Origin of the sequence: Gardnerella sp. KA00718 (assembly GCF_049244285.1) — a bacterium.
GTDB classification, from domain to species: Bacteria; Actinomycetota; Actinomycetes; order Actinomycetales; family Bifidobacteriaceae; genus Bifidobacterium; species Bifidobacterium vaginale.
Genome location: NZ_CP058370.1, coordinates 315,203 through 329,469, shown reverse-complemented (window position 1 = coordinate 329,469; position 14,267 = coordinate 315,203). Strand labels below are relative to the sequence as shown.

General features: G+C 41.0%; 12 protein-coding genes. 7 read left to right on the top strand and 5 right to left on the bottom strand.

Features of this window, described 5'->3' with window-relative positions; genetic code table 11:
- Positions 1–114 precede the first annotated feature (114 nt).
- The 3 genes from HXT55_RS01370 to HXT55_RS01360 form a co-directional block, all read right to left on the bottom strand.
- Positions 115–1,662 carry an ABC transporter substrate-binding protein gene (locus HXT55_RS01370; protein ID WP_064623034.1) on the bottom strand — a complete coding sequence of 516 codons (1,548 nt, stop codon included), beginning with the start codon at positions 1,660–1,662 and terminating at the stop codon, positions 115–117.
- A 238-nt stretch (positions 1,663–1,900) separates the two neighbouring features.
- Positions 1,901–2,602: an endonuclease III gene (gene nth, locus HXT55_RS01365; RefSeq protein WP_004116115.1), complete on the bottom strand. Its 702-nt coding sequence runs from the start codon at positions 2,600–2,602 to the stop codon at positions 1,901–1,903.
- A 31-nt stretch (positions 2,603–2,633) separates the two neighbouring features.
- Positions 2,634–3,407: a response regulator transcription factor gene (locus HXT55_RS01360; RefSeq protein WP_004114288.1), complete on the bottom strand. Its 774-nt coding sequence runs from the start codon at positions 3,405–3,407 to the stop codon at positions 2,634–2,636.
- 189 nt (positions 3,408–3,596) lie between these two features.
- Here HXT55_RS01360 and HXT55_RS01355 point away from each other — a divergent pair, with 189 nt between their 5' ends.
- Positions 3,597–4,322, top strand: coding sequence for a hypothetical protein (locus HXT55_RS01355; RefSeq protein ID WP_004114286.1), 726 nt, complete (start codon positions 3,597–3,599; stop codon positions 4,320–4,322).
- Positions 4,323–4,422: 100 nt separating this feature from the next.
- Here the strand turns inward: HXT55_RS01355 and HXT55_RS01350 are convergent, their stop codons facing one another.
- Positions 4,423–4,917 (bottom strand): inorganic diphosphatase, encoded by a 495-nt coding sequence (locus HXT55_RS01350; RefSeq protein ID WP_004105658.1) that lies wholly within the window; start codon positions 4,915–4,917, stop codon positions 4,423–4,425.
- Between the two features lie 428 nt (positions 4,918–5,345).
- Here HXT55_RS01350 and HXT55_RS01345 point away from each other — a divergent pair, with 428 nt between their 5' ends.
- From HXT55_RS01345 to pgl, 4 genes are all read left to right on the top strand, one after another.
- The gene (locus tag HXT55_RS01345; RefSeq protein ID WP_421792278.1) at positions 5,346–7,790 is read left to right on the top strand and encodes an acyltransferase family protein; all 2,445 of its coding nucleotides are present in this window, start codon (positions 5,346–5,348) and stop codon (positions 7,788–7,790) included.
- 96 nt (positions 7,791–7,886) lie between these two features.
- The gene (gene zwf, locus HXT55_RS01340; protein ID WP_004116127.1) at positions 7,887–9,467 is read left to right on the top strand and encodes a glucose-6-phosphate dehydrogenase; all 1,581 of its coding nucleotides are present in this window, start codon (positions 7,887–7,889) and stop codon (positions 9,465–9,467) included.
- Positions 9,464–10,417: a glucose-6-phosphate dehydrogenase assembly protein OpcA gene (locus HXT55_RS01335; protein WP_004116131.1), complete on the top strand. Its 954-nt coding sequence runs from the start codon at positions 9,464–9,466 to the stop codon at positions 10,415–10,417. Before zwf ends, HXT55_RS01335 begins: the two co-directional genes overlap by 4 nt.
- A 33-nt stretch (positions 10,418–10,450) precedes the next feature.
- Positions 10,451–11,272, top strand: a complete 822-nt coding sequence (gene pgl, locus HXT55_RS01330) for a 6-phosphogluconolactonase (RefSeq protein ID WP_004138753.1) — start codon at positions 10,451–10,453, stop codon at positions 11,270–11,272.
- A 246-nt stretch (positions 11,273–11,518) separates the two neighbouring features.
- Here pgl and gndA read toward each other — a convergent pair whose 3' ends face one another.
- Positions 11,519–12,979 carry an NADP-dependent phosphogluconate dehydrogenase gene (gene gndA, locus HXT55_RS01325; protein WP_013399773.1) on the bottom strand — a complete coding sequence of 487 codons (1,461 nt, stop codon included), beginning with the start codon at positions 12,977–12,979 and terminating at the stop codon, positions 11,519–11,521.
- Between the two features lie 430 nt (positions 12,980–13,409).
- Here gndA and HXT55_RS01320 point away from each other — a divergent pair, with 430 nt between their 5' ends.
- Both HXT55_RS01320 and nrdI read left to right on the top strand, forming a co-directional pair.
- Entirely contained in the window at positions 13,410–13,661 is a 252-nt protein-coding gene (locus HXT55_RS01320; protein WP_004114274.1) for a glutaredoxin family protein, read from the top strand.
- A gap of 66 nt (positions 13,662–13,727) precedes the next feature.
- Positions 13,728–14,222 (top strand): class Ib ribonucleoside-diphosphate reductase assembly flavoprotein NrdI, encoded by a 495-nt coding sequence (gene nrdI, locus HXT55_RS01315; protein WP_004116137.1) that lies wholly within the window; start codon positions 13,728–13,730, stop codon positions 14,220–14,222.
- Positions 14,223–14,267: the final 45 nt, after the last annotated feature.

The window sequence follows — 14,267 nt, the reverse complement described above, 5'->3', positions numbered from 1 at the left end:
TCAGCGCGACAACGTCAATATTTTTACAAATATTTGCAAAAATTATTCAAATCAACGGTTGCTTGCGACTAATCCCAAACCACACGCACTTATATTCCTTAAATAATCCTGGATTTATTTTACGTTTACATCGTGCAATGGTAAAAGTTGATCAGTCATGTTTGTAGGATATCCGCTAACATTAGATTTAGCTACCACAATGCTCTTTCGCGCATACATCCAGTCAGAAACAGCGTAATTATTCAACTCTCTAGCATACTGTTTGATATTTGACTCATATCCTTCTGCATTTGTTGATTTCATTGCCTGTGCAAAATATTTCTGAGACTCATGATCTTGGAACAAATAAGTAGACTTTGTATCTGCATACGCTCCAGAATCCAAAGTGTGATTCATCCATGTGAGTGCTAAGTCATATTTACCATCATGAATTCGCTGTTTCATAGTGTTCTCATCTACTTCTTCGACATTCACACGGAAACCGCCGGTAGCGTTTAACTGAGAACCAAGCGCATTACCAATATTGCTCATTCCAAGAGGTACGAGGAATGTAATTTTACCAAGGTAGGCAGCAGAGAAATATGAGAATAGAGATCGAGCTTTTTGAGGATCGTGTGGATAAGTGCCACTTAAATCCTCGTATCCTGGCGACAATGGGGAAATTGGTCCGCGCACAATTTGACCACCAAATGGATCAGCCGATAAAACAGTGTTTACATCCATTGCGTAACTGCTTGCCCTACGAACGTGCTGATCGCAGAAAATAGACGATATTCCAGTGTTATAAGCAATCATTCGTATTCTAGTGCTCTGACCTTCAACAAGTTGAGTATTTGGCATTGACGCCATACGTTTGTTTTCATTGCCATCAAGAGGAACAGCCATTTGAATATCGCCATTCTGCATGGCATTTGCTAAAGATGTATCGTCATTAAAGTATTTAAGAGTTATGCTAGCGCAGCCAGATGCTGTACCCCAATATTTGTCGTTTCTCACAAGAACAAGGTCTGAACCTTTACTATAACCGTTAACTTTAAAAGGTCCTGTTCCCATAGCGTCTGAAGCGTAGTTTAATGAAGCGCGAGTGTCATATACAATTCCAGCTCTACCTGCTAATCTTCGCAGCAGTAATGGATCTGGCATTTTTAATGAAATGTTTAGAATATCAGGTCCTGAGTTAGATACGCTTGTAATATTCGTCAACTTTTCATAGCCTGGATAGCTTTTTGTAATACCTTGTTGAAGTGATTGCAGTACGGAGCCAGAGTCCATTACGTCTCCATTTGCAAACTTCACGCCTGAACGAATCCTAAACTTATAATTCAAACCGTCGGAAGATACGCTCCAAGACTGAGCAAGACCTGGTTTTAAAGCATTATTGCCGTCTCGTTTAATAAGCGTTTCATAAACGTTTTCAATAAGAGCTTGTTGCAGTGAATCACTGTCGTCAGTCCTAATATCTAAGGATGCTGGGGCTGTACGCAAGCCTATTTTTAAAACTGAGCCTGATGCTGGAACAATACTTTCTGGAACTATTGATCTTCCATCTAAAAATCGCCATCCACCCCATGCAACAACAGACATAATGGCAATTAAGACTATAAAAATAACCCACGAGGACACGCCTTTTTTAGCTTTTTTTGCATAACGTGCTTTTCTCATATGTGATCCAGATGAGTATCTTTCAAATTCAGACATAGCCAACAGTGTATATCATCGATTGAATCATACGTAGAATTTATGCAGAAAATAATCTAAAAATACCCTAAGAATATTCTAAAAGTTAATTATATGAGATATTAGAAAAATCCGTTACGACAACCACAACGCAGCTACGACAAAATCCACGACAAAACCTACAACATAACTACAACATAACTACAACATAACTACAACATAGCTACAACGAAACAGATGGGCACAGAAATCTTAGAGGGCAGTCAGCACAATGCGGATTTCTAGCTGTACATATTTTTCTACCATGAAGAATAAGGCGGTGAGACAAATTAGTCCATTCTTCTGGCGGAAAATAAGATGTAATTTCACGCTCAACTTTTATAGGATCTGACTTAGCGATTTTCCAATCGCTTCTCCATCTAAGCCTTGACGTCACACGCATAACGTGGGTATCTACTGGAAACCCTGGGATACCAAAAGCATTGCCCAATACAACGTTTGCTGTTTTTCTTCCTACACCTGGAAGTTTTGTAAGATCATCCATATTATTTGGAACTACACCATTGAAATCGTCCATAAGTTTTTGCGAAAGCTCTATAATATGCTGCGATTTTACTCTATAAAATCCAAGTTGATGGATGATCTCTTGTACCTTATATATTGGTGCGCGCGCTAAATCTTTTGGCGTAGGATAAGTTCTAAAAAGTTGTTCCGTTACAATATTTACACGTCTATCAGTGGTTTGTGCGCTAAGAACAGTGGCTATTAGTAGTTCAAATGGATTTGTAAAATTTAATGCACACTTTGGATTCGGTATTTCTTCGCATAAAATCCTATACTCTTCACTCATCCTAGCAATTTTTTTAGATTTTCTAGAATTGGAAGATGATTCTTGACTACTATTCACGCTTTGTAATTTAACCAATATAATAAACCACTAATCCTCTACAGAAATTCTAGTCGGAAGCTGCCGACGAATCATTATTATCAGAATCTGTAGAATCTACAACTTCATCCTGAGACTCTAAAGGATCGAAACGATATCCAACATTCCTAACCGTTCCAATAACGTGCTCATATTCAACGCCTAATTTCGCGCGTAACCTACGAATGTGAACATCCACTGTACGAGTTCCACCGTAATAATCGTAACCCCAAACCTCTTGAAGTAGGTGAGCACGAGTGAATACTCGCCGAGGATGCTGAACAAAGTATTTAAGAAGCTCAAATTCTTTATACGCTAAATCAATAGGCTTTCCGTGCAAGCTAACTGTGTAACTCTGCGTATCTACGACTAAATCCCCAGAGCACATTTGACCGCTACTGTTAATTTCCACGCTACCAGAATCAGCTACATGTTCTTTAGAAGTAGATTCAGCCGACCCACCTCGTTGAGAAGCTAGTCTAAGTCTACCTTCTACTTCGGCTGGTGAAGCGGTTGTCAGCATAACATCGCTAACACCCCAAGATGCATTAACAACTGTGAATCCGCCTTCTGTAAGAATTAAGATAACAGACATTGTTAAATTAGAAGCACGAACAATAGAGCATAAAGATTTCGCCAAAGACAAATCTTCTCTAGCATCTACAAGAAGAATAGTGTTTTCTGGCATCTTAAGCATACTAGACGGTTCCATTGGGAGCACTCGCACTCTATGCGAAAGTAGAGTCAAAGATGGCAAAACTTTTGCAGGCGCGGCACAAGAGGTCATCAATGTAATATCCGTCATATTGATACCTCCAGAACGCATAGAATTGAATAACAAATTCAAAATCAAGCTGTTAAAAGAGAATTGTAATCCATACTTAAGATACTTAATAAGAATCGAAGCATGCAAGTGTACGCTTACATATAAAATAAGTTAATACGGCTAAACAATTTATTAAAATTATCTTATAAAACGCGATAGGAGCGTAATATGAGCAACGATAACATCGCACATAATGCAATGCACAATCACATTACGATTATTGTAACTCAATTCGTTGCTATAGCTCTTTTAGCAATTGCAGCCATTCTGCCAATAGCAACAACAAAAGCCGTTATAACCGTTTGCGTGATTATTCTTCTTGCTCTAGTTACTTTCTGGCCGTTACAAGGTTCTACAGCAGATAAAGCTATTCCGCTTTTTGCCGGAATCGCATCCATGTGGTGCGCGACATTAGCTTTAAAAGGTTGGCTTCCTAGCAGCGTAATAGATAATACAGAAGTTAGTATGGATAAGTTCATTGCAGCTATTCACCCATATGAACGTTGGGCTGTTAGCTTTGCTCTAATTCTTGTTGCTGCAACTTTTGTTAGCTTTGGTCGTCAAATGCTTAGGGAAGAGAGATCTAATCTGGTAAGAAATATTTCACATTCTCTTACAGCAAGTATCGCTTGTGCAGCTCTTCCAGGATGGCTTTTTTTGCCTTCGATTATTCGTTTCACATTCTCCGTGCGTATTCTAGAACTTGGCATACTGGTAGCAGTATTGGGTTTGCTTGCCGTGATTGTTCTAGCTGGACTTTCTCATCTTTGGGTTAAAGATGCAAAATACAATACTGACATGCTTTTGCCACAAGTTGGTACTGCTTTGATTCCCGTGATGATGGGCGGAATGGTTGTTTACGCAACTGGTTTAGGAATGCTACTAATCGCTTAAATTTTTTAGAATAAAAAAAGTGTCTAACACATAAAAATGTGTTAGACACTAGCAAACGCGTTTCTAAAACGCTCGGAAGATTCGCGACTAATATCGAAAACTACTTTTCGCTTTCTTCAAGACGCTTGCGAGCTGCGACAATTTCCTTTTCAGCCTGCTCAACTCCAGCCCAGAAGTCACCAGGAAGAACTTCCTTACCTGGCTCCAAAGCCTTGTACTGCTCGAAGAAGTGCTTGATTTCAGCCTTGTGATACTCATTCACGTCATCAATATCCTTGATGTCGTCGAAACGAACATCTGCTGGAACGCACAAAACCTTATCGTCTCCGCCAGCTTCGTCAACCATGTGATACAAGCCAACAGCGCGGCACTCAACAACGCATCCTGGGAACACAGAGTTTGGAATCATAACAAGAGCATCGAGTGGATCGCCATCTTCGCCCAAAGTTCCATCAATGTAACCGTAATCATCTGGATAACCCATAGCTGTGAAAAGGGTACGATCCAAGAAAACGCGACCAGTTTCGTGATCAACTTCATACTTATTCTTGGATCCGCGTGGGATTTCTACCACAACATTGAATGTTTCTGCCATGTTTACTCCTTAATGCGTAAAACACACTGTTTATCAATCTAACGTTTATACACCTAAATTAGACTGTTCAGTCTAACTCTAGCGCGCAGCAAAGAGCACGTAAAACGCGTTGTATAACATTGGCATTTTAGCAAACAAAAGTCGAAAGCAACCGCACTAAAAAATAACAGAGAAAAATCTTAATAAAAACGAATAATTACCTTGAAAAATATTTAAATCCATATTAAAAAATTTCATAAAACTTGCAAAAAACATAAGAAAAATCAAGGAAAAACTAGGGAAAAACTAAGACACGCTATAACTAACTACAGTGTCTTAATACGTAGATAATATGACTACGTTTTGGGCGATGTTAGTCATAAAACAATTCATACCCACATCATGTCCACAACCAAAATTAAACCACGTATTAGCAAGTTGCAGGCAAAATGACAGAGATAAACAACGCAGCTAACACTACAAGCAAACGCAACGCTGCAATAGATGGCATGCGTGCTATTGCTGTTATTGCGATTGTAGCGTTCCACCTACGTCCAATAGTACTTCCAGGAGGATTCTTGGGAGTAACAATGTTTCTTGTTATGGCTGGATACTTCAGCACTGTATCTCTGCTAAAAATGTTTGAAACATCAAATGCGCAAAAGTCGCCAGCAACCAGCGAACAAACCAAAATACCGGTAAAGTCTAAAATATTCGCCTACTTAAAATACTTGTTTAAACGCGTAAAACGAATTTGGCCGTCTACTATAGGGATTATTGCTCTGAGCGCCCCACTAATGTGGCTATTTTCACCAAGTCTTTTAACAAAACTACAATCTGACGCACTAACAGGCGCTAGCTTTACAAGCAATATGGCGTATATTTTACGAAAAGTATCTTACTTTGAACAATCAGGACTACCATCCCCAATAAAACACCTTTGGTATTTGGGACTTATTATGCAAATCTTTGTATTTTGGCCGATTATACTATGGGCGATTCTTAAAATTGTGCACTCTAAATTTGTAAGAATGTGCGTTACGGCGATTCTTATGATTGCATGTTCGTTGGCAAACCTAGCAATTACGATTTTTTATGGAGATGGCCAAACCATTGCGCGCGTGTATTACTCTATTGACACTCGAGCTGGAGAATTCTTAATTGGTGCATTACTAGCAATGTATTGCACATGGTTTAGCGAACGTTCCATTATCAAAATTATTGCAGATGCTTGTAAATATATTGTTGGAAACAAAAGCAAAAAAACACAAATCGAAAAAATAGAGGATTCATCAGAGATAGAAGCGCAAAATACACAAAATACGCAAAATAAAAGCCAATCCTCAGAAGCCTCGATACCAGACGATTTACTAGCAGGATTGCAAGTAAACATGATGGAATCTGATAAAGATGGCGAATATGACGAATCCGATGAATCTAATAATGAAATTGCTGGGGAAAAGTGGCAACAAACCAACGAATCAGAAAACACTGATAAAGTAAAAACTGATCTAAAAAATAAATCAGAATCTGGTAAATTCGCAAAAATAGCAAAAACTCTTCAAAAACCTCTAAGCACACTACAAAAATCGATTATAGGATTGGCTGCGTTAATTTTTATTCTATGGTGCTTATTGAAAGAAGACGGTTCAAAAACCTGGATTGTTTACGACGGATACACGATATTCGCAATAGTTTGCGCGATTTTAATGTGGTCCTGCCTACAGAAAAATAGTATTTGCACTAAAATACTTGAAATTGCTCCACTGAAATATATAGGTCTAAGATCTTTTGCGATTTACATAGTCCACTTCCCTATTCTAGAAATACTAAACCCTGCTACAAGAACCACACAGATAACTCTTTGGGAACAGGCAGGGCAATGCGTAATAGTTATTATTGCAGCAGAGGTTTTTTACAGAATATTCGAGATGCCTCTTGCAAATAAGCATATAACCTTTAGTATTAGCCAGAAAGACGATATTATCTCGGACAATATCGACGCGAAAAACCCTGATTTATCTCCTGATTTATCTTCAGATACGTTAAACGTTAAAAGTAAGAATATAAGATTGCCGTTTGTTTTAAGAAGAACGGTAATAGTGATTTGTGCAATAGTTGGGCTAGCAATAATTGCAGCGCCAGTTAACTGGAATAGTATTGCGCAAGCGCGAGCTATACAATTAAGACCAGAATTAAACGCGCAAGACGCGAATACTCAAAACAAAACTGCACAAAACAAAACTGCACAAGAAAAAAATTCCGCTAATACGAAGAAAAAAACAGGCGGAAAGCGCGAGAACATAGAAAAACAAACGCTTCCAACAAAACCATCTGACCATAGGATTCTCAACCCGATTGCAGAAAAAGTGCCAGAAAACATAAATACAAAACCATGGAAAATAGACTCAAAACGCAATGTTTGCACTGCAGACATAACAATGGTTGGAGATTCCGTAACAGAAGGCGCAAAACCATACCTTATGCAAGCATTACCAAACGCTTGGATTGACGGAAAAGTGAGCAGACAAATATTCCACGGAGCGGAAGATTATCAGCAAGATTTAGTTGGGAAACACCCTGGAAGCGTTGTAATCTATGAGCTTGGAACAAACGGACCTCCTAGAGACGAATCTGTTTTGCAAAATATGGTAAATGTTACAGGTGGCAAACCAGTGTATTTTGTAACAACCCGTGTTCCACAGCCTTGGCAAGACGAAACAAACGCAAGACTGCGCGCTTTTGCAGCGAAACGCAAAAACGTTGGAATAATAGACTGGTATGGTTTAAGCGCAGGACACTCCGAATTCTTAACAGACGATGGAATACATTTGACTCCTATTGGAGGTCCACAATACGCGCGAATGATAAGACTAGCCGTGTGCGGAGGATAATTTACTGGTAAATCCTAGTAAGAATCATGGTAAGTCCTGCGCAAATTTTGGTAAGTCCTGCGCAGCAAATCAAGTCGAAACATTACGATGGTATACATGACTGAATTAAGAACCGCAATATGCTCGACTGCGCATAGCGAAGAAACAACAGCTTGGAAAAATCCGCTACGCGATCCACGAGACTTGCGTTTGGCTCGTATTGCAGGACCATGTAGTTTAGTAATATTCGGAATTACTGGCGATTTAGCGCGCAAAAAACTTATGCCAGCCGTATACGATTTGGCGAATCGAGGGCTTTTGCCACCTGGATTTGGTTTAACGGGCTTCGCAAGACGCGACTGGACAGATGAACATTTTGTAAACTTTGTGCGTGAAAATATTCAACAACACTGCCGCACACCATTTCGTGAATCAACATGGATTAACCTTGCTAAAGGCATACGTTTTGTTCGCGGAACATTCGACGACGCAAGCGCATTTGAGCGCTTAAGCAAAACCGTAAGCGAATTAGACAGAGATCTCGGAACTCGCGGAAATCACGCGTTTTACATGTCGGTTCCGCCTTCTAGCTTCCCTGTTGTGGCACAGCAGTTAGCAGCATCGGGGCTTTCACATTCCTCCGAAAACGCGTGGAGACGAGTGATAATAGAAAAACCTTTTGGTCACGATTTAACAAGCGCACAAGAGTTGGATCGCGTAGTTTCCGAAGTTTTTGACCCTAATTCTGTATTCCGCATAGACCACTATTTAGGCAAAGAAACTGTGCAAAATTTGCTGGCTTTTCGTTTTGCAAATGCAATGTATGAGCCAATTTGGAACGCTAATTATGTTGACCACGTGCAGATTACTATGGCAGAAGATATTGGCATAGGCGGCAGAGCTGGATATTATGATGGGATTGGAGCAGCCAGAGATGTTATTCAAAATCATCTGCTGCAACTAATGGCTCTTACTGCTATGGAAGAGCCAGTAAGTTTTAGTGCTAGTGACTTGACGGCTGAAAAAACTAAGGTCTTGTCTGCTATACGCTTGCCTAAAGATTTAGCAACAAATACTGCGAGAGGTCAATACGCAGAAGGTTGGCAAGGATCGTATAAAGCCGTTGGATATTTGCAAGAGCAAGGAATTAGCCCGGATAGCACTACGGAAACATACGCTGCCGTGCGTTTAGACGTAGACACTCGTCGCTGGGCTGGAGTTCCGTTCTATTTGCGAACCGGAAAGCGCTTAGGAAAGCGCGTTACAGAGATTGCCGTGATTTTTAAGCGCGCTCCACACTTGCCTTTTGAGTCCACTGCTGTGCGCGAACTTGGTAGTAATGCGATTGTGATTCGCGTTCAGCCAGATGAAGGCGTAACAATGCGATTTGGCGCAAAAGTGCCAGGCGGAACATCTATGGAAGTTCGCGATGTTTCTATGGACTTTAGTTATGGAAGATCTTTTACAGAAAACTCTCCAGAAGCCTACGAGCGCCTTATTCTAGACGTTTTACTTGGCGAGCCACCGCTTTTCCCAACTACACAAGAAGTTGATTTAAGTTGGAAAATCTTAGATCCTATTGAAGATTTTTGGAGTTCGCTTGGTACACAGCCTCAGCCATACCGTGCTGGAACGTGGGGTCCAGCGGAAGCTGACGCTATGCTTGCTCGCGATAATCGCCATTGGAGGCTGCCATGATTATTAATCTTCCTAACACAAACACGTCTAAAATCTCTGCAAAAATCGACGAGCTTCACGAAGAGCGTGGAGAATCTGCAACTGGACGCGTGCTAACTCTTCTTATTGACACCACTCTTAAAGATCTTGAAAACGCACTGGGAGCAGCAAATGCAGCTAGTCGCGAACACCCTTGTAGAGTTATTGCCATTGTTCGCGAATCACAAGTCAATATAGCAGATTCACGAAGCGAAGAAACGCCAAACTTAGACGCGCAAGTACGCTTTGGCGCAGATGCTGGAGCTGGGGAAATCATTATTCTCTATCCTCATAATGGCTTAGTTCGACATCCAGATACGCTTGTTATTCCTCTGCTTGTTCCAGACGCGCCGATTGTTGCGTGGTGGCCTACAAATGCACCAGAAAATCCTGCTAAGGACTTGCTTGGAACTATGGCAAGTAGCAGAATCACTGATGCTCAAAATGCGGACAATACCCTTGAAACTGTGAAAAATTTGCGCAAAAACTGGTCTTCTAAAGATGTTGATCTTTCTTGGACTCGTCTTACTCCTTGGCGTGCAATGCTAGCTTCTATGCTTGATCAGCCTCCGCATTTACCTGTTATTAGCGCTAAGGTTAGCGGTCCAAAGCATTATGTTCCGATGCATTTGCTCGCACAATGGCTAAAAATATCGCTTAATGTTCCTGTTGAAATTGTTGAGGATTCGAGTGCGCATGCAATTACGGAGGTAAGTCTTAAAAGACAAGATGGCGTGCTTTCTTTGACTCGTCCTTCTGGAGAAGAACAAGCAATGATAAGTCTTCCAGGACAAGCAACACAGCCAATTGCAATGCCAATTAGATCTTTAGAAGATTGCTTGAGTGAGGAGTTGCGTAGAATCGATCCAGATGAGATCTATGCTCAACTTGTTCACGCAGATTGTTGCACAATGCAAGATAACGAACTTTAATACAACGGGTAAAAAATAATAAAAGGATTCATTATGGCTGAAGATTTTAGATTTGCGCATAACGCAACAGTGTACGGCTACGATAATCAAGATATTCTAGCTGCTGTTGCTGCGCAAAAACTTGTGACTTTGATTATGCAATGGCAAAACAATGTTGAAAATCTTAATAAGCCATTCCATCTTTTGCTAACAGGTGGAACAGATTCTATTCGCATGTTTCAAATGTTAGCTAGCAACCCATTGCTTCCAGCAATCAACTGGTCCAATGTTCATATTTGGTGGGCAGATGAACGTTTTGTAGCTTATAACAGCGACGATCGCAATGCGCTCAAGGCTCGCGAGCTACTTCTTAATATGCTTAGCGATCACAAAGTTTTGCAGGAGTCTCATATTCACGAAATGCCTGCAGATGATCGCAATGCGCAAGAAGTGGCAAATGCTAGCGATGCTGAAAACAATGCGATTTTAGACGCAGCAGCACGCGATTACGAAGAAGAAATTATAGGCTTACTAGGCAAAGAGCCTGTGTTTGATTTGGCAATTCTTGGCATGGGACCAGACGCACATATGGCTTCACTTTTCCCAGGATTGCCGCAAATTCATAATCGCGATCGCATAGTTTTAGGCGTGAATCACTCCCCTAAGCAACCGCCAATGAGATTAACTCTTAGCGCACCCGTGCTGGCTCATAGCCGCCGCACTTGGTTCTTAACGGCTGGAGAGCAAAAAGGAAAAGCTTTAATGAACGCGCTTTCTTCGGATAATAACCCAGATTATCCTGCGTCTTTTGCCAACGGCACGGAAGAAATCGCATGGCTAACCACCGCAGAAACTTTGCACGCTGCAATTCAGTAATCTGCATAATATTCAGCAAGTCAAAAATTAAATGCGCTACATAAATTGGCGCAAATGCGAAAATAGCATGTTTAAAACATGGCGCATTTGGGAAAATCTTCATAAAACCATTGAAATATCAAGGAAATCAATCAATTTAAGAATATTAGTAAAATTCAGCAATAAAATATGCTAAAAAAGATCAGAATAGAGTACATGCCTCTGCATAATAATGCAAAGGCATGTTAGTTATAAATATTATTTGATTTAATCTTGCTTTACTTCTGGGCGATTAGGCTCTGCCCACAAAGTGTGGAATACTCCTGGCTCGTCAATGCGACCGTAAGTGTGAGCGCCGAAGAAATCGCGCTGAGCCTGAATAAGCGAAGCTGGCAAACGCTTGGAACGCAAGCCATCGTAGTATGCAAGCAAGCTAGAGAATGCTGGCACAGGAACCCCGTGCTCAACTGCGCGCGCAATAACACGACGCCAAGCAGCTTGAGACTTTTCAATAGCATCCTTAAAGTAAGGAGCAAAAATCAAGGAAACACTCGCCTGCCCAGATTCAAAAGCCTCGGAAACGCGGTTTAAGAATTGTGCACGAATAATGCATCCGCCTCGCCAAATGCGAGCAACAGCAGCCTGGTCAATCTTCCAATCATGCTCAATTGCAGCAGCTGCAATCTCGTCGAATCCCTGAGCGTAAGAAACAATCTTAGAAGCATACAAAGCTTGGCGAATATCCTCAATAAACGCCTTACGCTCAGCATCGTTCAAATCAAAATGCATATCTGGACCAGTCAAGCCTTGACTTTCAGCAGCTTCTCGCAAAGCAACTTGGCTTGAAAGTCCGCGAGCAAACACAGCTTCAGCAATACCCGTTACAGGTATTCCGAGAGAAAGCGCAGACTGCACAGTCCAAGTACCCGTGCCCTTCATACCAGCGTGATCCACCATCATCTCAACCAAAGGCTTACCAGTCTTAGCATCCTTCTGTCGAAGCACATCTGCCGTAATCTCAATCAAATAAGAATCAAGCTCGCCCTTGTTCCACTCGCTAAACACGTCCGCAATTTCGTCAGACTTCATGCCCAAACCACGAAGCATTAAATCGTAGCTTTCTGCAATAAGTTGCATATCCGAGTACTCAATACCGTTGTGAACCATCTTCACAAAGTGGCCAGCGCCATCAGTGCCAATATGGGTTACGCAAGGCTCACCTTCTGCAACAGCTGCAATCGACTTTAAAATAGGGCCAAGAGTCTTCCAAGACTCCTCCGTGCCACCTGGCATCATCGAAGGACCGCGCAAAGCGCCTTCTTCACCACCAGAAACACCGCAACCAACGTAGTGAAGACCGCGCGCGCGAATGTTACGCTCTCGGCGAATCGTATCTTCAAAGTAGGAGTTTCCGCCGTCAACAATAATATCTCCTGGCTCCATAGCGTTTGCAAGCTCTTCAATAACAGCGTCTGTAGGAGCACCAGCTTTTACCATAATGATTGCAGTGCGTGGGCGCTTAAGCGAAGCAACAAATTCTTCAACAGTTTTAGCAGGAACGAAAGCACCTTCACTGCCGTGCTCATTCATCAAGGTTTCTGTGCGCGAATAATGACGATTATAAACAGCAACTGTATTACCGTGATGTGCAAGATTTCTCGCTAAATTCGACCCCATAGCCGCTAAACCAACAACGCCAATATTTGCTCTAGCTTGATTTTCCGCCATTTTGCACCTCTATCTTTTAATATTTATAACCGTAATATTTATAACCGTTTTATTATTTTATGATTGCTTTATTTTTAACACTTAACCAATCAAAACACACTTTTTTAAGTTTATCTACCTATATGCACAAGCGTCATTCATACGATCACAAAGCCTACGACATAGCCCACGCGTTAATGGCAATTTTGTGATAAAGATTACATTTTTACTTTTATTAGTCGCTATTAAAAAAACATAAATACCGCTTAAATCTTACAGACACGCGTGATAGCCAAAATTTGGACACACTAAATATAGGGATTAGACATACAACACGCCACTATAAATAGTGTTAAGTGGTAGTAGACTGTTAAATCGTGCCAAAAAGCACAAACTTAAATAATCATAAAGAAAAAAGACTTAGAATACACTCAACGAAGGGAGAAGAACCGTGACTATTACAGTTTTCACCAAGCCACATTGCCCACAGTGCGATGCCACAAAGCGTCAATTCACTAAGCTAGGCGTGAATTTTGAAACAGTAGACTTAACTCAAAGCCCTTCTACTTTAGACCAGTTGCGCGCAGCAGGATATCGCCAAGCGCCAGTGGTGATTACTCCAAACTCGTCGTGGAGCGGATACCGCCCAGATTTGATTGCCCAAATCGCAAGTCAACTAGAAGACGAAAATAAAAACGATTAAAGCAATCAAGAATCAAGAATAAACAATCAACAATCAAAATAATCAAAGCAATCAAGAAGCATAAAAATGTGTGATCAAGAAAATATGTCACAACCAAGCGAGCCAGAAGCGCGCGCACAAGGCGAATCAATCGGAGCTGTAGTCTATTTTTCTTCCGTCTCCGAAAACACACTACGATTCGTGAAAAATTGCGATTTTCCAAGCAACAATGTGAACGTATATCGCATACCGCTTCGACCAAAAGAGCCAGAATTGCACGTGCGCGAGCCATACGTTTTGATTGTACCGACTTACGGCGGCGGAAATATTTCTAAAGCAATACCAATGCAAGTGCGAAAATTCCTAAACAATCGCGAAAATCGTTCGTTTATTCGCGGCGTAATATCTTCTGGAAATACGAATTTTGGAGACGCATATTGCGCTGCAGGCGGTCAAATCGCAGGAAAATGCGCAATCCCAAATATGTATTCGTTTGAACTTACAGGAACTGCAGAAGATATAGAAAAAGTAGCGCAGGGAATACCAAAATTTTTAAGGCAATTAAAAGAAACAGAAAAATAGAAGAAACAGAAGAAACGAAATAAACAAATAAACAAAATCAACAAA

Bases quoted from the DNA above. Each gene is read 5' to 3' on its own strand.
- HXT55_RS01370 (WP_064623034.1), bottom strand. From the start codon at position 1,662: ATGAGAAAAGCACGTTATGCAAAAAAAGCTAAAAAAGGCGTGTCCTCG.
- HXT55_RS01360 (WP_004114288.1), bottom strand. From the start codon at position 3,407: ATGACGGATATTACATTGATGACCTCTTGTGCCGCGCCTGCAAAAGTT.
- HXT55_RS01355 (WP_004114286.1), top strand. From the start codon at position 3,597: ATGAGCAACGATAACATCGCACATAATGCAATGCACAATCACATTACG.
- HXT55_RS01350 (WP_004105658.1), bottom strand. From the start codon at position 4,917: ATGGCAGAAACATTCAATGTTGTGGTAGAAATCCCACGCGGATCCAAG.
- HXT55_RS01345 (WP_421792278.1), top strand. From the start codon at position 5,346: ATGACAGAGATAAACAACGCAGCTAACACTACAAGCAAACGCAACGCT.
- zwf (WP_004116127.1), top strand. From the start codon at position 7,887: ATGACTGAATTAAGAACCGCAATATGCTCGACTGCGCATAGCGAAGAA.
- HXT55_RS01335 (WP_004116131.1), top strand. From the start codon at position 9,464: ATGATTATTAATCTTCCTAACACAAACACGTCTAAAATCTCTGCAAAA.
- pgl (WP_004138753.1), top strand. From the start codon at position 10,451: ATGGCTGAAGATTTTAGATTTGCGCATAACGCAACAGTGTACGGCTAC.
- gndA (WP_013399773.1), bottom strand. From the start codon at position 12,979: ATGGCGGAAAATCAAGCTAGAGCAAATATTGGCGTTGTTGGTTTAGCG.
- nrdI (WP_004116137.1), top strand. From the start codon at position 13,728: ATGTGTGATCAAGAAAATATGTCACAACCAAGCGAGCCAGAAGCGCGC.